A 23,989-nucleotide genomic window follows, 5' to 3' on the forward strand; every position below is an offset into this window, starting at 1 on the left:
AAAGCAGGAGTCTTTAGGGCCATGTCCGAGGTGACGAAGGAAGAAGTGCTGGCGGTGCTGGCCAAAGTTCGCGGGCCGGATTTGGAAGGCGATATCGTCTCGCGCGGCATGGTCTCGGACGTCTTTATTTCCGACAACAAGGTCTATTTCTCCATTACGGTGCCGGCGGAACGGGCGCACGAACTTGAACCGCTACGCGTCGCGGCCGAACGCAGCGTCAGAGCCATGCCTGGGATCAAGGGTGCGCTGGTGACGCTCACGGCTGATCGAAAGGCAGGCTCGCCCGCGCCGCCTCCCCAACCGGTTCCGCCTCGGACTGCCGCTGCCGGACCGGCACATGACCATAGCCATGGCCACGCCCACCCTCCGCAGCGCGAGAAGGCTGGCGTGCCCGGTGTCGGTGCCATCATCGCGGTCGCATCCGGCAAGGGTGGCGTCGGCAAATCCACAACGGCTGTCAATCTTGCCCTCGGACTTCAGGCGAACGGGCTCAAGGTCGGTATCCTGGACGCGGACATCTACGGCCCTTCCGTGCCGAGGCTCCTCAAGATATCGGGGCGTCCGCAACAGATCGAGAACCGCATCATCAGGCCGATGGAGAACTATGGTCTGAAAGCCATGTCCATGGGTTTTCTCGTCGATGAAGAGACAGCGATGATCTGGCGCGGACCGATGGTTCAGTCGGCGCTGATGCAGATGCTGCGGGAGGTGGCTTGGGGCGATCTGGATGTTCTCGTCGTGGATATGCCCCCCGGCACCGGCGATGCTCAACTCACCATGGCCCAGCAGGTGCCGTTGGCAGGTGCGGTCGTCGTTTCGACGCCGCAGGATCTGGCCCTCATCGACGCCCGCAAGGCCATTACCATGTTCCGGAAGGTTGAGGTGCCGCTGCTCGGCATCGTTGAGAACATGAGCTACTTCCTGGCCCCCGACACCGGCAAGCGTTATGACATTTTCGGCCATGGCGGCGCGCGCGCAGAGGCAGAGCGTATCGGCGTACCCTTCCTTGGAGAGGTGCCGCTGACGATCGACATCCGCGAGCGCTCAGACGCTGGTACGCCGGTGGTAGTCTCCGATCCGGAAGGCGCGTCGGCCAGGATCTATCGAGATATCGCCGCCAAGGTGTGGGCGGAACTGGACGGACGCACGCCGCGGCAGGCTCCTGCCATCGTCTTTGAATAGTTTGACGCAAAGGTTTTCCCAGAACGCTATGACTTTGAGCGGGGCTTGCGGCCGTTGCGCGCCCGCCAAGGCTTTGATGCGGGTCATGAAAAGGCTCGCCTTGCCGCCTCCTCTTGAATATCCGACGCGCCGGAGTCATGTTGCGGCGCCACATCGGGAGTTCGGTACCTCTTGATTTTGACTATGGCTGTCTTTATAGGCGCGTCCCGCCGGGGTCGTTGATGGCCCCGGATCTGGGAACCGGCAAATCCGCTTCTCTTTAAGGCCGAGGATTTCGGTCGGAGACCACGTTTGATCAATGCCTATAGTGCCAATGGGTCGATGAAGACGCTTGCGCCAGTTGAGGCGCAGCGCCAGCTCTCCGACGATGTTGTCTGGATCGATTTGATCGAACCGACACCGGAGGAGGATGCCTATGTCGAGAGCCTGGTCGGCGTTCAAATACCTACCCGCGACGATCTGAAGGACATCGAGCCCTCGAGCAGGCTCTATATCGAAGGCAGCTCCGCTTTTATGACTGCTTCGCTCGTCTGGCATGCAGACCGAACGAACCCGGAGCTCACCGACGTAGCCTTCATATTGTCCGGCAACCGCCTCATTACGGTCCGCTACGCTGATCCAAAGAGCTTTCAGCTCTTTATCGCCGCCTTCGGCCGTATTCCCGACAAGGCGCGCGACGGCACGACCCTGCTTGCGAGGCTTCTCGAAACCATTGCGGACCGCACTGCGGAAATCCTGGAGAATGCCGTGGATCGGGTCGATACCTTGTCCACGGACATTTTCCGAGATCGCGGTAAGCGGCGCCCGCCGCAATTCCTCGAGCGAAAACTGGCAGAGATTGCCGAATGTCATCGGCTCGTCGGAAAAGTACGGGACAGCCTGGGCTCCCTTTCGCGACTCTTGACCTTCCTGAGGAACGTGCCGTTCATGCATGAAGACAAGAGCGACGGCAGCCTCTGCGCCACCGTCGCCCACGATGTCGAGACTCTTTCGGAGCATGCGGCGTTCGTCGCCGGTAATATCGCCTTCCTGCTTGACGCGTCGCTCGGCCTGATCAACGTCGAGCAGAATTCGATTATCAAGATCTTCTCGATCGCTTCGGTGGTATTCCTGCCGCCGACGCTGGTCGCTTCCATCTACGGCATGAATTTTCATTTCATGCCGGAACTCGATTGGCACCTCGGATATCCGCTGGCGATCTTAACGATGATCCTCTCTGCCATCGTCCCTTTTTTCATTTTCCGCTGGAAAGGCTGGCTGTAGCAAGCCAGACGTCCCATGGGCCATCCTGCTGAACATTCCGCTGCCGAAACCACCAAGGTTCAAGGCCTGTTTGCACTCGCACTCGGCTCCGTCGGCGTCGTTTATGGCGACATCGGCACCAGTCCTCTCTACGCTTTCCGTGAGGCTTTGAAACCCATTTCCCATGACGGCGTCACCGAAGTGGAGATCATCGGTCTGATCTCTCTGATGATCTGGACGCTGACCATCATCGTCACGCTCAAATACGTGCTCTTCCTGCTGCGGGCGGACAACGACGGCGAAGGCGGCACTCTGTCGCTGTTGGCGCTCCTCACGAAATCAGCCAACGGCCACAGGGCGTTCCTGATGCTGCTCGGGCTGATCGGCGCGGCACTCTTTCTAGGTGACGCGATCATCACGCCGGCGCTGTCGGTTCTGTCGGCGGTCGAAGGATTGAAACTCGTGACCCCGGCTTTGGACAGCGCTGTGCTGCCGATCTCTGTCGGCATTCTGATCGGGCTCTTCGCGATCCAGTCGAAGGGCACGGGACTGGTTTCCCGCTTCTTCGGTCCGATCACCGCCGTCTGGTTCCTGGTCATGGGAGCGGGCGGTATCGCCCATATTTCCGACGACTACGGCATCCTGGCCGCCTTCAATCCCTGGTATGCCGTCCAATTCATGCTGCACGAAGGTTTTGTCGGCATTGTCGTGCTGGGCGCGGTTTTCCTAACCGTTACCGGTGCCGAGGCGCTTTATGCCGACCTTGGTCACTTTGGCCGCAGACCGATCCAGTGGGCTTGGTTTACGCTCGTATTCCCGGCTCTCACGCTCAATTATTTGGGGCAGGGGGCTTTGGTGCTCAAGCGGCCCGAGGCCATGTCCGATCCCTTCTATCTGATGTTCCCGCAATGGGCGCTGCTGCCGGTGGTCATTCTTGCAACCGCCGCGACCATCATCGCCAGCCAGGCGGTCATCACCGGCGCCTTCTCGCTCGTGCGCCAGGGAATCCATCTCGGCTACCTGCCGCGCATGCAGATACTTTTCACCTCCGAGACTAATACCGGTCAGATCTTTTTGCCATCGGTCAACACACTGCTTCTGGTGGGCGTGATCGCGCTGGTTCTGGGGTTTGAAAGCTCCGAAGCACTGGCGACGGCCTATGGCATATCGGTGACCGGCGCCATGGTCGTCACGACGCTGATGGCCTACGAATTCGTGCGGCTGAAGTGGAGATGGCCGCAGAGCCTTGCGATTGGCGTCCTGGCACCATTGCTGGCGCTGGAATTGGTCTTCCTCGGGGCAAACCTACTGAAAGTGCATGATGGCGGCTGGGTTCCGGTGATGATGGCGATCATCTTCACCATTATCATGTGGACCTGGAAACGCGGCACCGCGATCCTGTTCGAGAAGACCCGCCGCATCGACGTGCCGCTCGCGACCTTCATTCCGATGGTCGAGAAGAAAAGCGATCATGCCCCGGTCCTGGTGCCGGGCGTGGCGATTTTCCTGACGAGCGATCCGGAAACCGCTCCGGCGGCTCTGCTGCACAACATCAAACACAACCATGTCCTGCACGATAAGAACGTCATCCTGACGATCGTGACTGGCAACAAGCCGCGCGTTTCGCTGGAAGAGCGCTATAAGATCGAAAAGGTGTCCGAACGCTTCACGCTGATCGAACTCCGTTTCGGCTTCATGCAATCGCACAACGTCTCGCAAGCGCTTGCTTATCTGCGCAAGACCGGTTTCAAGTTCGACATCATGTCCACCTCTTTCTATCTCGGACGCCGCAAGCTCGTGCCGGATGCGGAGTCGGGCATGCCGATGTGGCAGGACCGGCTGTTCATCGCCATGGCCAACACCGCGACCGACCCGTCCGATTATTTCCACCTGCCTGCCAATCGGGTGGTGGAACTCGGCTCCCACGTCATCATCTGACGTTCCGCAGGCTGACATCTATGTGAATGTCCTAATTCAGTCCGGTTTGCAGGTGTTTCGACTGCCGGCGTTAACCGCTCATCAAGGTTAATGATTGATCTTCACGGGGTCGTCTTTGCCTTGTGGAGTTACGGTTTTGCGTTCGAAGAGCGTTTTGCGTCGCAAGTCTGCATCCCGTCGGGATGCATGGACTTCCCCGGCTGTCTTCGGCCTTGCCTGTTGGCTAATCTTTCCGTCCGCCCCCGCCCATGGCGATCTGGCCGATCTTCTGACGGGGCTGGATCGGGCCGATCAATGGCGCATGGTCCTGACAGATTCCCCCGCAGGGTCGATCCACCAGGCGTCGCTGGCATTCCCGGGATTGAAGGACGCCGTTTCCGGCAATGCGGGCGTTACGCTCGCGGATGGTCGCAAGATTGCCCTGGTCGATGAAAAGCAATCCGCAGATCCGCGGCCCGACGAAGACCGCGTCAACCGGGCAGGGAAGAAGGGCCGCATCGTCGCAGTCGAACCGATGCAGCCGCCGAAGGCATTCTCCGCCGGCTCCGTCCTTCAGCGCTCGAGCGCGCTCACTCTGCCGATCGAGGGGCGTGATGAACTGGCCGCCTTTGCCAGAGCCGGCAAGGCGCAGAAGCCAATCGAGCTTGCATCCTTCTATTTCCGGAAGAAGGAAGAGCCGAAGCCGCAAGATGATTTGATGCCGATGATCGCCGGCCTTATCAACAACCAGCAGGCTGATGTGCTCGCAACCGCCTATGCGCCGCCGGAGCCCGACTTCGCCGAAGAATCGCCTTTCGATGCAATCTTGACGGAAAAACCGAAAGGGGGACGGTTCATTCCGCCGATCGGGCCCGATGATCATGCTTGGGCCGCAACGCCGCTACCGCCGTCGGCGTTTTCCGCCCGCGAACAGCAATGCCTCGCATCGGGCATCTACTTCGAAGCGCGCGGCGAAGCAGCCCGCGGCCAAGCCGCGGTGGCGCAGGTGATCCTCAATCGTGTTCGCAATCCCGCCTATCCCGGCACCATATGCGATGTCGTCTACCAGAACGAGGATTGGCGCAACCGCTGCCAGTTCTCCTTCGCCTGCGACAACATCAAGGATCGTATCCGCTCCGAATACCATTGGAAAATGGCCCGCGAGGTGGCGATGGCCGTTACCGCCGGAAAGATCTGGCTTCCGGAAGTCGGTTCCTCCACCCACTATCACGCAGTTTATGTGCGTCCTGCCTGGGCTCGCACCATGAAGAAGGTTGGCCGCATCGGCCTGCACGTCTTCTACCGCACCTATGGCGGCGGCTGGAGCTGACCGCCTTCTGCCTCGCAAATGCGAAGCGATTCCCGCGACAGTTTTGCCCGCTCCCGGTTGCAATGCTACTAACAATTTGAATTTTCAAGGTTAATTAACCTTGCATGAAGCGCCGCCGACGCCTTGACTATGGGGGCGCTCAAAACTATGTTGCGCGCGACTTGAAAACGGGCCTGAAGGCGCGAAATCCCTCGCTGGCTGCACTTTTTGGCGGTCGGCCGGTTCTAAGGACCGGTTGCCCGGAAGCTGGGAATAGGGACGACGTGAATGACGGATGATCGGGACGATGGTCTGGAAGAGCGCCGGAAGCGCCTGTCTGCAAAACTCGCGGACAGGAAGGCTGAAGACGCGGCAGAGGCGAAGAGGGACGCGCAATCTGAAGAGAGCCGCAGGGGCATGGCCCTCGGTTTCAAGCTCTCCTCCGAGTTCATCTCCGCTGTAGCCGTTGGCGCCATTCTGGGTTTTCTGCTCGACCGTTTTGCCGGTACGTCGCCCTGGGGGATGATCGTCCTTCTTCTTCTGGGTTTTTGTGCCGGCGTTTTGAATGTGCTTCGCGCAGTAGGTATGGTGGCTCCGCCGCCGACCATGCACAAGCGGGGCGACGAGAATGGAAAGGGAAGCGGTCTCTGACGCCTCCCGCAGGAAGATTGGGCCGCTGGCCCGGCAATGAAAGAGGTAGACGGTGGCAAACGATCCGATCCATCAGTTCCAGATCAGCAAGATCGTTCCGATTGAGATCGGCGGCATCGATTTCTCCTTTACCAATGCCTCCCTCTTTATGGTCGCCACTGTGGCTTGCGCAGCCGGCTTCCTTTATTTCTCCACCTCGCAGCGCGGGCTGATCCCCGGCCGGGCGCAGTCGGTAGCGGAAATGTCCTACGAATTCATCGCGGGCATGCTGCGCGAAGGCGCCGGCAGCCACGGGATGAAGTTCTTTCCGCTGGTCTTTTCGCTGTTCATGTTCGTGCTGACGGCGAACCTGCTCGGCATGTTCCCGTATTTCTTCACCGTTACCAGCCAGATCATCGTCACCTTCGCGCTGGCGCTGCTGGTCATCGGTACGGTTCTCGTCTACGGCTTCTACAAGCACGGTCTGCATTTCCTGCAGCTCTTCGTGCCAAGCGGCGTTCCCGGCGCGCTTCTGCCGCTGGTCGTGTCGATCGAAATCATCTCGTTCCTGTCCCGCCCGGTTTCGCTGTCGGTTCGTCTCTTCGCGAACATGCTGGCCGGCCATATCACGCTCAAAGTGTTCGCGGGCTTCGTTGCCTCGCTTGGAACCATGGGCGCGCTGGGCATCGGCGGAGCCGTCCTTCCTCTCATCATGACCGTCGCCCTGACCGGTCTCGAATTCCTTGTCGCCTTCCTCCAGGCTTACGTCTTCGCGGTGCTGACTTGCATGTACCTCAACGACGCGATCCATCCCGGCGGGCACTAAGGATAACGACATTGGCGTCCTAGGCGTCAGTCTACAGCCGCAACAACCATTTCGAAGGAGTTTCTCATGGAAGCGGAAGCAGCAAAGTTCATCGGTGCAGGTCTGGCTTGCTTTGGCATGGCCGGTACGGCTCTTGGCCTCGGCAACATCTTCGGCAACTACCTCTCGGGCGCTCTGCGCAATCCGTCTGCCGCTGACAGCCAGTTCGGCCGTCTGGTATTCGGCTTCGCCGTTACGGAAGCTCTGGGCATCTTCTCGCTGCTCATCGCTCTCCTGCTGCTCTACGCAGTCTAAGACCTGACCAGGCATCCGGATCGCGGCCGCTTGCAAGATAGCGCGCCGTGATCCTTCGCATTTGGAATACACCTGGAGGTGATGATGTTCGTGACCTCGGCATATGCGCAGACCGCGCCGGCCGCTCCTGAAACGCCTGCAGCACCGGGCGCCGCTCCCGCGGGCGATCCGCATGCCGCACCGGCTGGCGAAGTGCATACCGAAACCGGCGTCGCCCATGGCGGCGAGCACGGTGGCGGCACCTTCCCGCCATTTGATGCGACCTATTTCCCGTCGCAGATCCTCTGGCTCGTCATCACTTTCGGCCTCTTCTATCTGTTGATGAAGAAGGTCATCGTTCCGCGCGTAGGCGGTATTCTCGAACACCGCCACGACCGGATCGCTCAGGACCTCGATGAAGCCGCGCGCCTAAAATCTGAAGCCGACGCCGCTGTCGAGACCTACGAAAGGGAACTGGCGGCCGCCCGTTCCAAGGCACACACCATTGCAGAGACCGCTCGCGAAGCGGCCAAGGGCAAGGCTGCCGCCGATCGCGCCGCGATCGAGACGGAACTGGCTCAGAAGCTTTCGGTGGCTGAAACCCGCATTGGCGAAATCAAGGCTCAGGCCTTCGCTCAGGTCGGCCAGATTGCCGAAGAAACCGCCTCTGCCATCGTCGATCAGCTGATCGGCGCCAAGGCATCCGGCGACGATATCAAGGCTGCCGTCGCAGCCGCGAAGACGGAGGCCTGATACAATGGCATTCGATGCAACATTTTTCGCCTTCGTCGGTCTCGTTCTCTTTCTTGCCCTGATCGCCTATCTCAAGGTTCCGGGCATGATGGCGAAATCGCTCGACGAGCGTGCCGACAACATCCGCAAGGAACTTGAGGAAGCCAAACGTCTGCGTGAAGAGGCTCAGGCGCTGCTTGCCGAATATCAGCGCAAGCGCAAGGAAGCCGAAGCGGAAGCCGCTCACATCGTGGCATCTGCCGAACGCGAAGCCGCTGCCTTGAGTGAAGAAGCCCGTCAGAAGACGGAGGAGTTTGTGGCTCGCCGGAACGCGCTTTCGGAGCAGAAGATCCGGCAGGCCGAGGCCGACGCGATCGGTGCCGTTCGGGCCGCCGCTGTCGATCTTGCGATCGCTGCTGCAGAACGAGTCATTGCCAACAAGGCCGATACTTCCACGCAGGACTCCCTTTTCAAGGACGCCCTCGGCCAGGTGCAGTCGCGATTGAACTGACTGCGATACCTTGCGAAAGATAAGAAGCCCCCGGAAGCTCTGTGCCTCCGGGGGTTTTTCATTTGTGGCTTGTTTTTCAGGCGAATGGGACTGCCGGGAGGATCGATGCAAAAGCCCAGACTGTTTGGCGCCGACTACAGCGTTTATGTACGTAGCGCCCGGCTAGCTTTCACCGAAAAGCGCGTCGCTTATGAACTGGATGCGATCGACGTCTTTGCTGCGGATGGCCCGCCCGCTTCCTATTTGAAAAAGCACCCATTCGGCCGTATTCCGGCGCTCGAGCATGGCGACTTTACGCTGGATGAGACCGGCGCCATCACCAGATATGTGGACGAGGCCTTCGAGGGGCCGGCACTGCAGCCGGTAAATATCCGCAGCCGAGCACGGATGAACCAGATCATCAGCATCGCCGACGGCTATATCTATCCAACCCTCGTCTGGGGTATCTACGTGGAGCAGGTCTCGAAACCCCGTAGTGGCAAACAGAGGGATTTTTCCCGGCTGCAGACCGCGCTCGACAAGGCGCCAATCTGCTTACAGGCGCTGGAGGATCTGATGACGGATGGGCCGTGGGCAGGCGGATCCGACCTCAGCCTTGCCGATCTTCATTTGGCGCCGATGATGGATTATTTCATGAAGGCGCCAGTCGCTCCCGGCCTGATGAGGGGAGTTCCGGCGCTCGCTTCCTGGTGGAACCGGATTTCTTCTAGGGCTTCAATGCGAGCGACGATCCCGACGAGCTGACCGCAGGATGCTAGTCCCGAAGGTGTATCCTTACGTGCCTGGCAACTCGTCCTTCCTGAGCGGACGGAAACTCATGCGGTGCAGTGAGCAGGGGCCATGCGCCTCGATGCCCGCACGATGCTGCGGGGTGGCGTAGCCGGCATGGTTGGCGAAACCGTAGACGGGATAGACATGGTGGGCGCGCGTCATCATCCGGTCGCGGGTCACCTTGGCGACAATAGATGCCGCCGCGATCGAAACGGAACGCGCATCGCCCTGGATGACCGCCTTGCCGGAACAGCAGAGGCCGCGCGGCACGTCGCGCCCATCGGCAAGAACATAGGCGGGCGTGACCGCGAGACCCGCGACAGCCCGGCGCATGGCGTCTAGGCTCGCTCGAAGGATGTTGCGTTCGTCAATGTGGCGCGGTCCGGAGGCCGCGATCGACACCTCTGCGGTTGCCATGATCGCCTCGAACAGGGTTTCCCTCTGCAGAGCCGTCAGCTGCTTGGAATCGTTGAGGCCGTCTGGAATATTCTCCGGGTCCAATATCACCGCCGCGGCAACGACTGGTCCCGCCAATGGTCCCCGCCCGGCCTCGTCCGTGCCGGCAACCGGCCAGTGGCCGGCTTTCCGCGCCAGAAGTTCCAGGCTGAAGTCCGGGACGACCGGCACTTCTTCGAAGAGCATCGGAGAATCGGGTGACGTGCGAGGCAACATGGCGGCAACCTCGCACGTCGACCCGATCTCCTGCAACCCCCGGCAGGCGATGCGGCGTCGCTATCCACCGAGGGGCGGCGGTGGAACCGGGGAGAATCCGGCGCTTGACAGGACGGGCAAGCGCCGGAAACAGAATTACAACAGTGAAGGCCTCACGCCTGCTCCATAAGATTCCGCTATCCACCTTTGATGCCTTCGAGAGATGGCCAGTGAAGACGAAACACCAGGCTCAAAGCAGCGAAAGCTGAATACCTCCGCCATCCGGCCGAATGAACAAATCGTCCCGGAGCGGCAGACCGCGGCGGACCATTTCAAGCCGTTTCGTCGCCATTTCGAATCGCCGGCCGATCTGCCAGGCATAAGGCCCGGCTCCCTTCATCCGCTTTCCGAACTCCGCGTCGTAATCCTTGCCGCCGCGCATTGAGCGGACGAGCGACATCACATGCCGATAGCGGTTGGGATAATTCTGCAGCAGCCAGTCGCGAAACAATGGGCTCACTTCCAGAGGAAGGCGCAGCAGCACATAACTTGCCTCCGTCGCGCCTGCCGCATGGCCTGCCTCGAGTATCCGCTCGATTTCGTGATCGTTAAGCGCCGGAATCACGGGGGCCACCATGACCGCTGTCGGAATTCCGGCATCGGTCAGCGCCTTGATGGCTGAGAGGCGCTTGGGAGGGGTCGAGGCGCGCGGCTCCATGGTGCGGGCAAGCTTGCGGTCCAGCGTGGTGACGGAGATGCCGACCTTGGCGAGCCCTTTCGAAGCCATTTCGGAAAGGATGTCGATATCGCGTGTAATGAGTGCCGACTTGGTGACGATCGCGACCGGGTGATTGGCCTTGTTCAGGACCTCGAGGATCTGCCGCATGATGCGCCATTCTCGCTCGATCGGCTGGTACGGATCGGTATTGGTCCCGATGGCGATTGCGCGCACCTTGTAATCCGGTTTGCTAAGCTCGCGCTCAAGCAGCTTCGGAATGTCGGGTTTGGCAAACAGTTTCGATTCGAAATCGAGCCCCGGCGAAAGACCCATATAGCTGTGGGTCGGCCGCGCGAAGCAATAGATGCAGCCGTGTTCGCAGCCACGATAGGGATTTATCGAGCGGTCGAAAGACAGGTCGGGGGATTCATTCCGGGTGATTGCAGTACGCGGCTTTTCGACTTGCACCTCTGTCTTGAACGGTTCGAGTTCTTCGATGGTCTGCCACCCGTCGTCGAACACCTCCCGGCGTTCTGCCTCGAAGCGGCCGCTCGGATTGAGCCCGGCCCCACGTCCGCGCCTGCGGTCCACTTCGACCCTGAGACCGGAGGACTTTACCAGTGCATCGGCAATATCGGCCGTATGAGCAGGCGCCAAAGCGCTCTGCCGCAAATGGGACAGCTCGTTCATGGGGTGCTCCTGACGGGTGTTCGTCCCGTTTCTGATGATTAAATTCCTAGCCGCAAAATAAGAACATTGCAAGAACAAAATTTGGCGACATGTTTCTGGTTTTCTGTGGCGCGATGCGGTAAACGTCAGGAATGCTGACTGTCATCTTGGAATGCCGCGATCAGGAATCAGAGCTGGCGCAGACGCTCTCGCTGCTTGTTTCCGCGGCGGTGGAAGGGCTCGTGAGCGACGTGGTGGTGCTTGATCACGGCTCGCGGGATGGTACCTCCCGGGTGGCCGATGCCGCCGGTTGCCGTTTCCACACCCATTGGGACATTAAGGATATTTTGCGGTCCGCGCGGGGCGAGTGGCTGCTGTTGCTGGAGCCCGGCGCCCGATTGCAGACAGGCTGGATCGATGAGGTCATGGAATATCTCGCACTCGGGAGGCAACCGGCCCGATTCGCCCCATCTCGGACTTACCGGCGGCCGTTCTTCAAGCGCATCGGGCGGGCCGTTCCTCCGCTGGAACATGGCCTGCTTTTTCCCAAACGCCAGGCAATCGCGCTCGCGAAGTCAGGCATGGATCTTGAAACGCTGGCGAAGGGGCAAAAAGCCATCAAGCTCGTCAGCGAAATTATTCCCGCCTGGGTCGCCAAGGCGGTGCATTAGCTGGGCGGGAGCCGCTCCGGCTATTTCTGCGATGAGCGCCGCGCTTCAGGTGCTCGTCGAGCCGCGGCATGATCTCGATGAAGTTGCACGGCATGTGCCGATAATCGAGTTGCGCCTTCAGGATGCCGTCCCAGGCGTCCTTGCAGGCGCCCGGTGAGCCCGGCAGCACAAAGATGAAGGTGGCATTCGCCACTCCGCCGGTCGCGCGTGATTGGATTGTTGAAGTTCCTATCTTGTCGTAGGAAATGCGGTGGAAGACCTCGGAAAAGCCGTCCATGCGTTTTTCAAAAAGCGGCTCAAGCGCTTCCGGGGTGACGTCACGACCGGTGAAGCCCGTACCGCCGGTGGTAATCACCACGTCGATCTCGGGATCGAGCGTCCATTCCCGCACCTGAGCGGCGATCTTGTCCTTGTCGTCAGTCACGATGGCGCGGGCCTTCATTTCATGGCCTGCTTCCGCAATGCGTGCCGCAAGGGTGTCGCCCGATTTATCGTTTTCCAATGTGCGGGTGTCGGAAACGGTCAGCACGGCAATGCCGACCGGAATGAAGGAACGGGTTTCGTCGATCCGGCTCATGATGTCTTTCCAGCGTTCTGGCCAACGGTCTGCACCGCCTGGAAATACCAGTCCGGCCTTTGGCCGGTCAGATTTGCCGCGGCTCTCTCTGCGATCTCGGCGGAAGGAAATATGCCGAAGCAGGTGGCGCCTGAACCGGACATCCGCGTCAGCATGGCGCCTTCTGCGCCGATCATATTGGAGATCTGGTCGATTTCGCGCACCAGGGAGCGTGCCGGCGGCTCGAGATCGTTGCGTAGGCTTTTGAGGAAAGGGATCCAATCCATTTCCAAGGCACCGATCGGTGGATTCTCCTTGCGGCTGAGCCGCTCGAAGATGTCGGGCGTCGAAACGCCCACCAACGGATTGCCGAGCACGAGGGCGAGCGACGGCAAGGTGGGCAAGGCTGCAATGTCTTCGCCTATGCCTTTGGCGACCAGGGCCTCGCTCTTGAGGCACATGGGCACATCGGCGCCAAGTGCCAGGGCAAGAGCTTGGATTTCCGGTTCCGGCAGTGGGCTCTTCCAGAAGCGCAGGAGACCCCGCAAGGCGGCTGCAGCATCTGCAGACCCGCCTCCGATTCCGGCAGCGACGGGCAGGTTTTTTTCAAGATGGATTGTGACGGGCGGAGCGGTGAAGCCGGTTGTTCTAAGCTTCTCCCGCAGCAGATCGCGAGCCCTTAACACCAGATTCCCATAGGTGCCTTCCGCTTGATTGGGTAGAAGGTGCGCAAATCGTCCGGAAGCGGTGAATTCGTCGCCCTCCGCTGCCGCAAACTTCAGCCGATCGCCGGCGTCGGCAAAGGTGACGACAGTTTCGAGCAGATGATAGCCGTCAGACCGCTGTCCCGTGACGTGCAAGGCAAGATTGATCTTCGCCGGGGCCAGCTCGAAAAGGCCCGCCTCCTCGGTGGACCCGGTTTCAAAAGGCATGCCATCGGCAAACATGATGCGTCAGGACTTCTTGTCGGGATTGGCAGGTGCCGGTGGGGTCGGGGGAACGGGTGCGATCTGGCTGCGGTCGGCAGTGGTGGCATTTGGGTCCAGCGGTGGCAAACCCTTCTCGATCTTAGCCTTGATCTGCTCGCGGTTGATATCCTCGCCTTCCGAGATCAGTGCCCGGTTCCACTGGTAGACCGCTTCCAGTTTGCGGCCGACACGCCAGTAGGCATCGCCCAAATGGTCGTTGATCGTCGCGTCGCCCGCACGAAGCTGCACTGCGCGCTCGAGCTCGGTGACCGATTCCTCGAATTTGCCCATGCGGTAATAGGCCCACCCGAGCGAATCGACGATATAGCCGTCGTCAGGCCGGGCCTCCACCGCCCTGCGGATCATATCGAGGCCTTCCTCGAGATTCTTGCTCATGTCGACTAGGGAATAACCGAGATAGTTCAGCACCTGCGGTTGTTCGGGGTTGAGCTCCAGGGCCTTGCGGAAATTCGGCTCGGCCTTGTCCCACTGCTTGAGCCGCTCGTAGGCGATGCCGCGCTGGAAGAAGATGGTCCAGTCGCCGGCCTTCGGTACGGGGCCGACAACGCCGATCGCCTTGTCGTAGGTTTCCGCCATGGCTTTGTAGTCCTTGGCTTCGGAAAGCACGCTGCCATAGGCGATATAGCTGCGGATATCGCTTGGATCCGATTCGATCAGCGATTTCAGATGCTGCTTGGCCTCATCGACCTTTCCTGTTTCCGACAGCGTTATACCCAGCTGCAGTTCCGAAATCCGCCGCATCGGCGAATCGGTCGGCACGCTTGAATAGAACTGGATGGCGCGCTCGGGCTGCTTCAGTTTTTCGGCAATGCCGCCAAGCAGGATCAGCGTATCGGCGCTCTTCGGATCGAGGGCGTGAGATATCTGCAGATAGAGCGAAACCATGTCCTCGGCGCCCTGGCGGTTCAATGCACCGCCAATGGAGAACAGAACGCCTGCAGCGCCTTCCGCCGCGTTGGTGACCTGCTGTTCGGGCTTCTCGCCCTTCTCTATGCTCTGCCGCAATGCCTTGAGCGGCGCATAGTTTGAAACCATGCCATCCCCGACGGCGATCGCGTCGAGTGCCTTCTGTCTGTTGCCAGCGGCTGCTTCCAGGCGCGCGAGCGCCATGACGGCACGCATGAAGGTATCGGGCGCGGTTGCCACGGCTTCCTTGTTGGTGACGGCCGTATTGAGATGCTGCCGGGCGGTTCCGATGTCGCCGGCTACCAGCGCCATGGCGCCGAGATGGTAGTCGGTGAAGACCTTGAACCACGGTGGGCCCTTCAGGTTGCTGACGCTCGATATGGCTTGCTTGCCCTTGCCGGCGCCAACCTGTGCCCAAGCCAGGAGTAGCTGATGGGTCAACCGGTCGAGATCGTTCGGGCCCTCATAGGCGAGGACTTTTTTGGCAGTGTCGAACTTCTTGTCGCGCAACGCGTCAAGGCCCCGCACGATCTTGGTGATCCGCTCGACGGCCGAATCGCTCTTGAGGGCTTCCGCTTCCTGGAGCCCGTCGTCGAAGTCGCCGTTGAGCAGCAGCGAGATCATCAGCCGTTCGCGGATTTCTAGGTTGGCCGGGTCGAAGGTGAGCGCCTTGCGGTAAAGGGTGATGGCAGTCGAATAGTCATGATCCACATCCGCAGTGCGGGCGGCGAGGAAGGCGCCCGAAAAGGATTGGACGTCGCCGGGGCTGAAGGTCACGACCTCTGCTGCGGTCGGCCTTGGTTCCTCGGTTGCGGCATTCGCGGCCACACCAAACAGGAGGAGGGTCGCGACTGCCGCACTGGAAAGCAGAAGAAGGCTGGATGTCCGCCGCATGAAGATGCCTTTCGTGTAGAGCGTGGCGCAGCAGTAAATGCCGCTGCCGTTCGCGCCCATTTGATTCACGACAGAATGGCTTTTTTGAAGCAGGTCCGCAAGGAAATCTCCAGCGCCGCAGTAGGCGGCGCCGGTCAAACCTTTGTTGGCCGGTACTGTTTTAGTTAACGCGCTGGATCGAAAAGTCGATGACCTCGAGAAGCGCTGCCTTGATCGGCGAGTGCGGCAGGGGCGCCAGCGCGTCGCGAGCAATGGTACCATAGTGCAGGGCGCGGGCGATGGTATCGTTCAGCGCGCCGTATTTGTTTATCAGGCCGAGTGCTTTTTCCAGGTTCTCGTCGCTGCTTTCACCCTTTTCGATCGCATGGCGCCAGAAGGCCCGCTCGGCCTCGGTGCCGCGACGATAGGAGAGGATGACCGGCAGCGTGATCTTGCCTTCCCGGAAATCGTCGCCGACATTCTTGCCGAGATCGGCGGCTTTTCCGCCGTAGTCCAGTGCGTCGTCGACAAGCTGAAATGCCAGGCCGAGATTCATGCCGTAGGATTTGAGCGCGCCGCGTCCTGCCTTGTCGGCATTGGCGATGATCGGACCGACTTCGGCTGCCGCGGCGAAGAGAGCGGCGGTCTTGGCGCGGATGACGGAGAGATAATCGTCTTCTGTCGTTTCCATGCTCTTGGCGACGGAAAGCTGCAGCACTTCGCCCTCGGCGATCACGGAGGCGGCGGTCGACAGCACGTCGAGCGCTTCGAGCGAACCGACCTCCACCATCATCTTGAAGGCTTGGCCCAGCAGGAAGTCGCCGACCAGAACGCTTGCCTGATTGCCCCAGATCATCCGGGCGGTGGACCTGCCCCGGCGCAGATCGCTTTCATCCACCACATCGTCATGCAGCAGGGTCGCGGTATGCATGAACTCGACGCTGGTCGCGAGCTTCACATGAGCGTCGCCCTGATAGCCGAACAGGCAAGCGGATGCCAGCGTCAGCATCGGCCGCAGCCGTTTGCCTCCGGACGAGATGAGATGGTTTGCCACCTCGGGAATCATCTGCACGTCGGAACCGGCCTTGGACAGGATCAATTGATTGACCCTTTCCATGTCCGCTTTGGTGAGGTCCACCAGAGGCTTGACGGATGCGTGTTTGTTTTTGCCTTCTTCAAGCGGTATGACGACGCCCAACGATGAGGCCTCCCTAGCGAAATCTTTCGGGCGACAATAGAAAGAGGCGGATAGTGCGGCAAGCGCAAATCGTATGCTGCATGGTCTAATGGAGTTCAAAAAGAGTCATGCTGGAGATTATTCGCACCAACGACGTCGTAATCCTGTCGCTGGCGCAAAGCCTGATGAAAGACGCCGGCATTCACTGCATGATCGCGGATCAGTCGATGAGTGTGCTGGAGGGGTCGCTTGGACTGCTGCCACGCCGCCTCCTGGTGGATGAGGAGCGGGCCGAAGAGGCGCGGCGGATTTTGACGGATGCGGGGTTGGAGGCGGAGCTGCGGTCCTGATGACGGCATCGGCCTATACTATCGACGCATTTCATCGCGGCAGGTTCCACATCATGCAGCCGAAGGGCGGCGGACATCGCTCCGGCGTAGATGCAATGCTGCTGGCCTCGTTGGTGGCGTCAGACAGGCCGGTCACGGTCGCCGATCTCGGTTCGGGTGCCGGCGCGGCCGGGCTTGCCGTTGCCGCGCGCCTCGCGGAAGCGAGAGTAATGCTGGTCGAAAAATCGCCGTTGATGGCCGATTATGCCCGCCGGACCCTTGCGCTGCTCGAAAACGCTTCCCTGGCGGGGCGTGTTGAGGTTCTCGAAGCAGATGTCACTTTGACGGGCAAGCCACGGATAACTGCGGGGCTCCCGGACGAGATCTTTGACCACGTCATCATGAACCCTCCCTTCAACGATGCCGCCGACCGCCGGACGCCGGATGCATTGAAGGCCGAGGCTCATGCCATGACCGAAGGTCTGTTCGACGGCTGGGTTCGCACTGCAGGGGCAATCATGAAACCTGGCGGGCAATTGTCGCTGATTGCCCGGCCGCAATCGATCGCCGAGATTATCGATGCCTGCGGCAAACGCTTCGGTGGGTTGGAGATAACCGCGCTCCATCCGCGTCCGGATGAAAGCGCCACACGCATTTTGGTTACGGCCATCAAGGGCTCGCGGGCGAGGCTGACATTGAGGGCGCCGCTCTTCGTGCACGGCGCGGACGGACACGCTTTCACGCCGTTCGTGGACGACCTCAACAACGGCCGCGCCGCGTATCGGCGAATCGGCCCGAAAAGAAATCTGCCGCCGGCGTAAAGTCTGAACCGGCGGTGCGCTCTTCGGCCGTTTTCGCCTGTTTTCAGGGCGCGGCCATTGTGTTTGCGAATCCGTCACATACATGCTGGGGCAGGCCCAATGCGACAGAAGGAAGAAAAATGAGCGGGTTTTGGAATAGGCTGATGCCGAAGCGGTTCCGTAAGACTGGCGTGACGATCCCCGTCGTCCGGTTGCATGGGGCGATCATGGCCGGTGGCAGCCAATTCAAGCAGCCGCTCAATCTGGCCGGCGTTGCGCCGATGCTGGATAAGGCCTTCTCGAAGAAGGAGGCGCCGGTTGTTGCCATTTCCATCAATTCACCGGGCGGTTCGCCGGTGCAGTCGCGCCTGATCTTCCAGCGCATCCGGGCGCTCGCTGAGGAAAAGAACAAGAAGGTGCTGATGTTCGTCGAGGACGTCGCAGCATCCGGCGGGTACATGATTGCGCTCGCCGGCGACGAGATTTTTGCCGATCCCACCTCCATCGTCGGCTCGATCGGCGTTGTCTCCGGCGGCTTCGGTTTTCCCGAACTGCTCCGCAAGATTGGCGTTGAGCGCCGGGTCTATACCGCTGGCGAAAACAAGGTGATCCTCGATCCGTTCCAGCCGGAGAAGGAAGGCGATATCGAGTATCTGAAGGCGCTGCAACTCGAAATCCACAAGGTTTTCATTGACATGGTGAAGATGCGGCGTGGCGAGAGGCTGGCCGATGATGCGACCATCTTCTCCGGTCTCTTCTGGAGCGGCATGCGCGGCGTTGACCTCGGTCTGGTCGACGGATTGGGCGACATGCGAGACGTTCTGAAACGTCGCTATGGCAAGGATGCCAAGCTGGAACTGATCGGCAGCGCCCGCACGCTCTTCGGACGTCGCGTGCCGGGAGTGGTATTTGGCGAGGGCAAGGCCGGCGAAATCGCCGCAGAGCTGACCACGGGACTTGCCGCCGGGCTTGAGGAAAAGGCATTGTGGAGCCGCTACGGTCTTTGAACGGCCAAAACGTGAGGGGGAAATGGCGCAGCTCATATTTTTGATCATCCTGATCGGCGGCGGCTGGATGTTGTACAAGAAGTTCACCAAGGATGCCGAACGGCTTTCTCAGCGCTCCCGCCAGCACGAGAAGGAGCGCCAGACGGGTGCGGTCGGCACGCTTGAAAAAGATCCGTTGACCGGTGAATACCGGGTGAAGCGGGACGAGGAGTAAGCACCGCGGCCCGGCGCTTCTAAACCTTTAATCCTTGACCCGTGCCCCTCATGCGTGGCACTCGTCCGCGTCCCTCCAACCGAACCTGATATTGCCATGACCGAGCTGCCCGACCATATGTCCCCGACCCGCTCCTTCCAGGGGCTGATCCTCGCGCTCCATAACTATTGGGCAGACAAGGGCTGCGCGGTGCTGCAGCCATACGACATGGAAGTCGGCGCCGGGACCTTTCATCCGGCGACGACGCTGCGCGCGCTCGGGCCGAAGCCTTGGAAGGCGGCGTATGTGCAGCCGTCCAGGCGACCGTCCGACGGCCGTTACGGCGAAAACCCGAACCGCCTGCAGCACTACTACCAGTATCAGGTCATCCTGAAGCCGAACCCTTCCAACCTTCAGGAGCTCTACCTCGGCTCGCTGAAGGCGATCGGTCTCGATCCGCTGCTTCATGACGTGCGGTTCGTCGAGGACGACTGGGAAAGCCCGACGCTTGGCGCCTGGGGTCTCGGCTGGGAATGCTGGTGCGACGGCATGGAGGTTTCCCAGTTTACCTATTTCCAGCAGGTCTGTGGCATCGAATGCTCCCCGGTGGCGGGCGAGCTCACCTATGGCCTCGAACGCCTCGCCATGTATGTCCAGGGCGTCGACAATGTCTACGACCTGAACTTCAACGGCCGCGAAGGCGAGGAAAAGATCTCCTATGGGGACGTCTTCCTGCAGGCGGAACAGGAATATTCGCGCCACAACTTCGAATTCGCCGACACCGCCATGCTGCATCGCCACTTCATCGATGCCGAAAAGGAATGCCAGGCTCTGCTCGCGGCAGGCGCTCCCGGCGCGAACGCCAATCAGATGCTGCACAAATGCGTCTTCCCGGCCTATGACCAGTGCATCAAGGCTTCTCACGTCTTTAATCTGCTCGACGCGCGCGGGGTGATTTCCGTGACCGAACGCCAGAGCTACATTCTGCGCGTGCGCACGCTTGCCAAAGCCTGCGGCGAAGCGTTCCTGTTGACGGAAGCGGGCGGCGCGAATTTCGGCAAAGAGGCTGCGTGATCGACGGCAGCCTCTAAGGCCTTCGACGGTCCGTTTGACGCCCTTAAGGAAGTATGCCTAGTGTCCGCCCGGAATTATACGGTTCTGGGGGATTCGCGCATGTATATTCTTCTCGGTATAGTCGTTCTCGTCGGCCTATACGTTGTCATGCTCTATAATGGGCTGGTCAAATCCCGGCAGATGGCAGAAGAGGCCTGGTCCGGCATCGACGTGCAGCTGAAGCGCCGCGCCGACCTGATTCCGAACCTCATCGAAACCGTAAAGGGCTACGCCGCCCACGAAAAGGGTACGTTCGAAGAGGTTGTCAAGCTGCGCAATCAGGCGCAGGCCGTACCTGCAGGAGATGTTGCGGGTCGAGCGCAAGTAGAAGGTCTTCTCGGCCAGGCTCTTGGCAAGATCATCGCATTGGCGGAAGCCTATCCGGACCTCAAGGCGAACCAGAACTTCTCCGAACTCCAGGCCTCGCTGGAGACGATTGAAAGCGAAATTCAGATGTCGCGGCGTTACTATAATGGTGCGGCCCGCGATCTGAACGTCAAGGTTGAAAGCGTTCCCTCCAATCTGATCGCCAGCCAGTTCGGTTTCTCCAAACGCGAATATTTCGAGATCGAGAACGCGGCGGACCGCGCCGTGCCGGCCGTCAAGTTCTGAACTCCGCTATTGGACCTTTCGGACGCAACGGTTTATGAGCGCGGTCGGCCGCGCTTTTGCGGCGTAAAATCAATGTTGCGGCGTCCCTGACGTGCCGGAACGGCATGACAGCGCTGCAGATGGCATAAGAGACGATCACCATGGGCAGAGCCAAACTCACCATCCTGCCGCCCGGCAAGCCAGTGTCCGGCCGCGCCATGCCGCCCGGATCGAAGTCGATCACCAACAGGGCGCTGCTTCTAGCTGGACTTGCAATGGGTACGAGCCGTCTCACGGGCGCGCTGAAGAGCGACGACACGCGCTATATGGCAGAGGCGCTGAGGGCCATGGGCGTTAAGGTCGATGAGCCGGATGCGACGACCTTCGTCGTCGCCGGCACGGGCATGCTCATGCCGCCATCTGAACCGCTGTTTCTCGGCAATGCCGGCACCGCGACCCGCTTCCTGACCGCGGCTCTGGCGCTCGGGGAAGGCCGCTATGTCATTGACGGCGACGAGCACATGCGCAAGCGGCCGATCAAGCCGCTCGTCGAAGCGCTGAAGTCGCTGGGCGTTACGATCGATGCACCGAGCGGCTGCCCTCCCGTCACGATCGATGCCAATGGAGCCTTCACCAGAAATGCGGTCGTTATCGACGCCGGTCTTTCCAGCCAGTATGTCTCGGCGCTGCAGATGGCCGCCGCCTGCGGTTCCGAACCTTTTCTCATCGAACTCGCGGGCGCGGATATAGGCGCGCGAGGGTATATCGATCTGACGCTCGCGGTCATGCGTGCCTTCGGCGCCAAGGTCACCCAGCCGACGCCGTCTTCCTGGAGGATCGAACCGACCGGCTATCAGGCCGCTGATTTCGCCATCGAGCCTGACGCGTCGGCCGCCACTTATCTCTGGGCGGCGGAAGTGCTGACCGGCGGCGCCATCGATCTCGGCGTGCCGGCGGATGCTTTTACGCAGCCGGACGCCAAGGCCTACGAGATTATCTCGCAATTCCCGCATTTGCCGGCGGAAATCGACGGTTCTCAGATGCAGGATGCCGTTCCGACTATCGCCGTGCTTGCCGCCTTTAATGAGACCCCCGTACGGTTTACCGGCATTGCCAATTTGCGGGTCAAGGAATGCGATCGCGTCCGCGCGCTGTCGCTCGGCCTCAACAATATTCGCGAAGGTCTCGCGACGGAGGAGGGGGATGATCTCGTCGTCGCCTCCGATCCATCGCTGGCGGGCCAGACCCTGCTGGCGGAGATCAACACGTTCGCCGACCATCGCATCGCCATGAGTTTTGCCCTGGCGGGGCTGAAGATCGGCGGCATTACCATTCTTGATCCCGATTGCGTTGCCAAGACCTTCCCGGCCTATTGGGACGTGCTTGCCTCGCTGGGTGTGGCTTATACAAACATCGAATAACTGAAAAAAATCGGCCAAGCCAAGGGGAGATATGTCGTGATGCGGTGGTTCTCCGGTTTCTGGGTCTCACTTCTCCTTTGTTTGTTTGCGGCACTCCCGGCACGGGCGGAGGAATACATCCGCTCCTACCATTCCGATATCCAGGTTGCCGCCGATGGCGACCTGACGGTCTCCGAAACGATAGTTGTCAATGCGGAAGGCAACCGGATCAGGCGCGGCATCTTCCGCGATTTCCCGCTGACCATGCAGGACGCTGCGGGACGCACCGTGCGTGTCGGTTTCGACGTCATATCGGTCACCCGCGACGGGCGCGACGAGCCTTATCATACGGAAACGGTGGCCGGCGGCATCCGCATCTATACCGGATCCGAGGATGTTTTCCTTCGCGACGGCGAACATACCTACGTCGTCACCTACCGGACCGACCGGCAGATCCGTTACTTCGACGACCATGACGAACTCTACTGGAACGTCACCGGCAACGGCTGGCAGTTTCGCATCGCGCAGGTTTCGGCTCGTGTGACGCTTCCAGGAGGCCGGGTCACTCAGACCGCCGCCTATACCGGTCCCCTTGGCTCCACGCAGCGCAACGCGCGCATGCAGACAAACGGGAACGAGGCAAATTTCGCCACCACCCGTCCGCTTGGCGAACAGGAAGGACTGACCGTCGTTGTCGGCTTTCCCAAGGGCGTGGTCGCGCCGCCTTCTGCCGATCAGGAGCGCGACTGGTGGCTGCGCGACAACATCAATCTGTTCTTGGGACTTGGTGGACTGATCCTCGTCGTCGCCTATTACTCGGTGTTCTGGAATCGCGTCGGCCGCGATCCGGCCGGCGGGGTCATGGTGCCGCGCTGGGATGCTCCCGACGGCATCTCCCCCGCACTCGTCAACTACATCGACAACAAGGGTTTTTCGGGCGGCGGTTGGACAGCCTTTTCCGCGGGCGTGCTCGATCTTGCCGTCAAGGGATATGTGGTGCTCGATGATTTGAAGGAAAAGATCGTGCTGCGCCGGACGGACAAGACCGCGCCGCGGGATCTGCCGAGCGGTCAAGCCTCTATTCTGGGTTCCATCGGCGGAAAGGGCGAAAGCCTCGTGATCGACGAGGCGCACGGGACGACGGTCCAGTCGGTCGGCGCGAGCTTCCGGCGGGCGATCGAAAAGGAGCATCGCGGCAAGTATTACAAGGCCAATACGGGCTATATCGCGGGCGGCGTCGCTCTCAGCGTATTGTCGATCCTCGCCTTGATCGTCTTCGGGAATCTGGAGCCGGACATGATCGCGATGCTGATCGTGCCCGCCTTTTTCGCGGTCTTTATCGGCGGTTTTGCCGTGAGTTTCGGAAAGGGAATGAGGCGCGGTTCTTCCCTGCTGTCGAAGGTCGTTTCGGTCGTGATCCTCGGTTTCATCGGCCTGGTCGCTTTGTCGATCGGGTCGGCGGTGATGGTGGCACTCCTGTCCGAAATGACGGGCAACGATCATTGGCCCGTCCTGGTGGCCGTCGGCGGTATCGTTCTTGTCAACGTGATGTTCTTTTTCCTGATGGGCGCGCCGACGCCGCTCGGCCGCAAGCTGATGGACGGCATCGAGGGCCTGCGCACCTATCTGACACTTGCGGAACAGGACCGCATGAACATGGCGGGCGCACCGACCATGTCGCCGCAGCATTTCGAAAAGCTTCTGCCCTATGCGGTGGCACTCGGCGTGGAAAAGCCGTGGAGCCGCGCCTTTGAAGCATGGCTCGCAACGGCCGCGGGTGCCGCAGCGGCTTCCTATGCACCTGGCTGGTACAGCGGCAATTCCCATTCGAACTTCGGCGACCGCATCGGTGGCTTTGCCTCCTCGATGTCTTCCACCATCGCTTCGACCATCCCCGCGCCGAAATCCTCCTCGTCCTCGTCCGGCTTTTCGGGCGGCTCCTCCGGTCTGTCT

24 protein-coding genes and 1 pseudogene are annotated in these 23,989 nt (G+C 60.5%); 19 read left to right on the forward strand and 6 right to left on the reverse strand.

Features of this window, described 5'->3' with window-relative positions; translation table 11 throughout:
• The first annotated feature begins 21 nt into the window (after nt 1-21).
• The 10 genes from apbC to C5L12_RS21640 all read left to right on the forward strand — a co-directional run bounded on the left by apbC (nt 22) and on the right by C5L12_RS21640 (nt 9,366).
• Nucleotides 22-1,182 (forward strand): iron-sulfur cluster carrier protein ApbC, encoded by a 1,161-nt coding sequence (gene apbC, locus C5L12_RS21595; RefSeq protein WP_105374125.1) that lies wholly within the window; start codon nt 22-24, stop codon nt 1,180-1,182.
• A gap of 291 nt (nt 1,183-1,473) precedes the next feature.
• Nucleotides 1,474-2,445, forward strand: coding sequence for a magnesium transporter CorA family protein (locus C5L12_RS21600; RefSeq protein WP_425350819.1), 972 nt, complete (start codon nt 1,474-1,476; stop codon nt 2,443-2,445).
• Between the two features lie 15 nt (nt 2,446-2,460).
• The gene (locus C5L12_RS21605) at nt 2,461-4,362 is read left to right on the forward strand and encodes a potassium transporter Kup (RefSeq protein ID WP_105374126.1); all 1,902 of its coding nucleotides are present in this window, start codon (nt 2,461-2,463) and stop codon (nt 4,360-4,362) included.
• Nucleotides 4,363-4,498: 136 nt separating this feature from the next.
• Nucleotides 4,499-5,671 carry a cell wall hydrolase gene (locus C5L12_RS21610; protein ID WP_105374127.1) on the forward strand — a complete coding sequence of 391 codons (1,173 nt, stop codon included), beginning with the start codon at nt 4,499-4,501 and terminating at the stop codon, nt 5,669-5,671.
• A gap of 267 nt (nt 5,672-5,938) precedes the next feature.
• On the forward strand, nt 5,939-6,301 hold the full coding sequence (locus tag C5L12_RS21615; RefSeq protein ID WP_105374128.1) for an AtpZ/AtpI family protein: 363 nt from the start codon (nt 5,939-5,941) through the stop codon (nt 6,299-6,301).
• A 52-nt stretch (nt 6,302-6,353) separates the two neighbouring features.
• Entirely contained in the window at nt 6,354-7,106 is a 753-nt protein-coding gene (locus C5L12_RS21620; protein WP_105374129.1) for a F0F1 ATP synthase subunit A, read from the forward strand.
• Nucleotides 7,107-7,172: 66 nt separating this feature from the next.
• Nucleotides 7,173-7,400: a F0F1 ATP synthase subunit C gene (locus tag C5L12_RS21625; protein WP_037158317.1), complete on the forward strand. Its 228-nt coding sequence runs from the start codon at nt 7,173-7,175 to the stop codon at nt 7,398-7,400.
• Nucleotides 7,401-7,484: 84 nt separating this feature from the next.
• Entirely contained in the window at nt 7,485-8,132 is a 648-nt protein-coding gene (locus tag C5L12_RS21630; RefSeq protein ID WP_105374130.1) for a F0F1 ATP synthase subunit B, read from the forward strand.
• Between the two features lie 4 nt (nt 8,133-8,136).
• A complete protein-coding gene (locus C5L12_RS21635) occupies nt 8,137-8,622 on the forward strand; it encodes a F0F1 ATP synthase subunit B (protein ID WP_105374131.1) in 486 nt (161 codons plus the stop codon).
• A gap of 105 nt (nt 8,623-8,727) precedes the next feature.
• Nucleotides 8,728-9,366: a glutathione S-transferase family protein gene (locus tag C5L12_RS21640; RefSeq protein WP_105374132.1), complete on the forward strand. Its 639-nt coding sequence runs from the start codon at nt 8,728-8,730 to the stop codon at nt 9,364-9,366.
• Nucleotides 9,367-9,396: 30 nt separating this feature from the next.
• Here the strand turns inward: C5L12_RS21640 and C5L12_RS21645 are convergent, their stop codons facing one another.
• Entirely contained in the window at nt 9,397-10,065 is a 669-nt protein-coding gene (locus C5L12_RS21645) for a ribonuclease HII (RefSeq protein ID WP_105374133.1), read from the reverse strand.
• Nucleotides 10,066-10,294: 229 nt separating this feature from the next.
• Complete coding sequence (locus tag C5L12_RS21650; protein WP_105374134.1) at nt 10,295-11,452, reverse strand: PA0069 family radical SAM protein; 1,158 nt, start codon at nt 11,450-11,452, stop codon at nt 10,295-10,297.
• 131 nt (nt 11,453-11,583) lie between these two features.
• Between C5L12_RS21650 and C5L12_RS21655 the strand changes: the two genes are divergently transcribed.
• Nucleotides 11,584-12,102, forward strand: a complete 519-nt coding sequence (locus tag C5L12_RS21655; protein WP_105374135.1) for a glycosyl transferase — start codon at nt 11,584-11,586, stop codon at nt 12,100-12,102.
• A 34-nt stretch (nt 12,103-12,136) separates the two neighbouring features.
• On the opposite strand, the pseudogene moaB reads toward C5L12_RS21655, so the two are convergent.
• The 4 genes and pseudogenes from moaB to C5L12_RS21675 all read right to left on the reverse strand — a co-directional run.
• Nucleotides 12,137-12,679, reverse strand: a pseudogene (moaB, locus tag C5L12_RS21660) (molybdenum cofactor biosynthesis protein B); the annotation flags it as partial.
• A complete protein-coding gene (locus C5L12_RS21665; protein WP_425350820.1) occupies nt 12,676-13,605 on the reverse strand; it encodes a 4-(cytidine 5'-diphospho)-2-C-methyl-D-erythritol kinase in 930 nt (309 codons plus the stop codon). The pseudogene moaB and the gene C5L12_RS21665, both read right to left, overlap by 4 nt.
• 6 nt (nt 13,606-13,611) lie before the next feature.
• The gene (locus C5L12_RS21670; RefSeq protein WP_105374155.1) at nt 13,612-15,447 is read right to left on the reverse strand and encodes a tetratricopeptide repeat protein; all 1,836 of its coding nucleotides are present in this window, start codon (nt 15,445-15,447) and stop codon (nt 13,612-13,614) included.
• A gap of 160 nt (nt 15,448-15,607) precedes the next feature.
• Complete coding sequence (locus C5L12_RS21675; protein ID WP_105374137.1) at nt 15,608-16,624, reverse strand: polyprenyl synthetase family protein; 1,017 nt, start codon at nt 16,622-16,624, stop codon at nt 15,608-15,610.
• A 107-nt stretch (nt 16,625-16,731) separates the two neighbouring features.
• Between C5L12_RS21675 and C5L12_RS21680 the strand changes: the two genes are divergently transcribed.
• From C5L12_RS21680 to C5L12_RS21715, 8 genes are all read left to right on the forward strand, one after another.
• Nucleotides 16,732-16,953, forward strand: coding sequence for a putative signal transducing protein (locus C5L12_RS21680; RefSeq protein WP_105374138.1), 222 nt, complete (start codon nt 16,732-16,734; stop codon nt 16,951-16,953).
• Nucleotides 16,953-17,753: a tRNA1(Val) (adenine(37)-N6)-methyltransferase gene (locus C5L12_RS21685; protein WP_105374139.1), complete on the forward strand. Its 801-nt coding sequence runs from the start codon at nt 16,953-16,955 to the stop codon at nt 17,751-17,753. The genes C5L12_RS21680 and C5L12_RS21685 overlap by 1 nt, the downstream gene beginning before the upstream one ends.
• 119 nt (nt 17,754-17,872) lie before the next feature.
• Nucleotides 17,873-18,739, forward strand: coding sequence for a S49 family peptidase (locus C5L12_RS21690; RefSeq protein WP_105374140.1), 867 nt, complete (start codon nt 17,873-17,875; stop codon nt 18,737-18,739).
• Between the two features lie 22 nt (nt 18,740-18,761).
• Complete coding sequence (locus C5L12_RS21695) at nt 18,762-18,953, forward strand: hypothetical protein (protein ID WP_105374141.1); 192 nt, start codon at nt 18,762-18,764, stop codon at nt 18,951-18,953.
• Between the two features lie 96 nt (nt 18,954-19,049).
• The gene (locus C5L12_RS21700; protein WP_105374142.1) at nt 19,050-20,006 is read left to right on the forward strand and encodes a glycine--tRNA ligase subunit alpha; all 957 of its coding nucleotides are present in this window, start codon (nt 19,050-19,052) and stop codon (nt 20,004-20,006) included.
• A 99-nt stretch (nt 20,007-20,105) separates the two neighbouring features.
• Nucleotides 20,106-20,657: a LemA family protein gene (locus tag C5L12_RS21705; protein ID WP_105374156.1), complete on the forward strand. Its 552-nt coding sequence runs from the start codon at nt 20,106-20,108 to the stop codon at nt 20,655-20,657.
• 140 nt (nt 20,658-20,797) lie between these two features.
• Nucleotides 20,798-22,057, forward strand: coding sequence for a 3-phosphoshikimate 1-carboxyvinyltransferase (gene aroA / locus C5L12_RS21710; RefSeq protein ID WP_105374143.1), 1,260 nt, complete (start codon nt 20,798-20,800; stop codon nt 22,055-22,057).
• Between the two features lie 39 nt (nt 22,058-22,096).
• A partial coding sequence (locus C5L12_RS21715; RefSeq protein ID WP_105374144.1) for a DUF2207 domain-containing protein occupies nt 22,097-23,989 on the forward strand: 1,893 nt, incomplete at its 3' end.

Source organism: Neorhizobium huautlense, assembly GCF_002968575.1.
Classification (GTDB): Bacteria; Pseudomonadota; Alphaproteobacteria; order Rhizobiales; family Rhizobiaceae; genus Neorhizobium; species Neorhizobium huautlense.

Excerpts from the sequence above, each read along its gene's own strand:
- apbC (WP_105374125.1), top strand. The coding sequence starts at position 22 with ATGTCCGAGGTGACGAAGGAAGAAGTGCTGGCGGTGCTGGCCAAAGTT.
- C5L12_RS21605 (WP_105374126.1), top strand. The coding sequence starts at position 2,461 with ATGGGCCATCCTGCTGAACATTCCGCTGCCGAAACCACCAAGGTTCAA.
- C5L12_RS21615 (WP_105374128.1), top strand. The coding sequence starts at position 5,939 with ATGACGGATGATCGGGACGATGGTCTGGAAGAGCGCCGGAAGCGCCTG.
- C5L12_RS21625 (WP_037158317.1), top strand. The coding sequence starts at position 7,173 with ATGGAAGCGGAAGCAGCAAAGTTCATCGGTGCAGGTCTGGCTTGCTTT.
- C5L12_RS21630 (WP_105374130.1), top strand. The coding sequence starts at position 7,485 with ATGTTCGTGACCTCGGCATATGCGCAGACCGCGCCGGCCGCTCCTGAA.
- C5L12_RS21635 (WP_105374131.1), top strand. The coding sequence starts at position 8,137 with ATGGCATTCGATGCAACATTTTTCGCCTTCGTCGGTCTCGTTCTCTTT.
- C5L12_RS21640 (WP_105374132.1), top strand. The coding sequence starts at position 8,728 with ATGCAAAAGCCCAGACTGTTTGGCGCCGACTACAGCGTTTATGTACGT.
- C5L12_RS21645 (WP_105374133.1), bottom strand. The coding sequence starts at position 10,065 with ATGTTGCCTCGCACGTCACCCGATTCTCCGATGCTCTTCGAAGAAGTG.
- C5L12_RS21650 (WP_105374134.1), bottom strand. The coding sequence starts at position 11,452 with ATGAACGAGCTGTCCCATTTGCGGCAGAGCGCTTTGGCGCCTGCTCAT.
- C5L12_RS21655 (WP_105374135.1), top strand. The coding sequence starts at position 11,584 with ATGCTGACTGTCATCTTGGAATGCCGCGATCAGGAATCAGAGCTGGCG.
- C5L12_RS21665 (WP_425350820.1), bottom strand. The coding sequence starts at position 13,605 with ATGTTTGCCGATGGCATGCCTTTTGAAACCGGGTCCACCGAGGAGGCG.
- C5L12_RS21670 (WP_105374155.1), bottom strand. The coding sequence starts at position 15,447 with ATGCGGCGGACATCCAGCCTTCTTCTGCTTTCCAGTGCGGCAGTCGCG.
- C5L12_RS21680 (WP_105374138.1), top strand. The coding sequence starts at position 16,732 with ATGCTGGAGATTATTCGCACCAACGACGTCGTAATCCTGTCGCTGGCG.
- C5L12_RS21685 (WP_105374139.1), top strand. The coding sequence starts at position 16,953 with ATGACGGCATCGGCCTATACTATCGACGCATTTCATCGCGGCAGGTTC.
- C5L12_RS21690 (WP_105374140.1), top strand. The coding sequence starts at position 17,873 with ATGAGCGGGTTTTGGAATAGGCTGATGCCGAAGCGGTTCCGTAAGACT.
- C5L12_RS21695 (WP_105374141.1), top strand. The coding sequence starts at position 18,762 with ATGGCGCAGCTCATATTTTTGATCATCCTGATCGGCGGCGGCTGGATG.
- C5L12_RS21700 (WP_105374142.1), top strand. The coding sequence starts at position 19,050 with ATGACCGAGCTGCCCGACCATATGTCCCCGACCCGCTCCTTCCAGGGG.
- C5L12_RS21705 (WP_105374156.1), top strand. The coding sequence starts at position 20,106 with ATGTATATTCTTCTCGGTATAGTCGTTCTCGTCGGCCTATACGTTGTC.
- aroA (WP_105374143.1), top strand. The coding sequence starts at position 20,798 with ATGGGCAGAGCCAAACTCACCATCCTGCCGCCCGGCAAGCCAGTGTCC.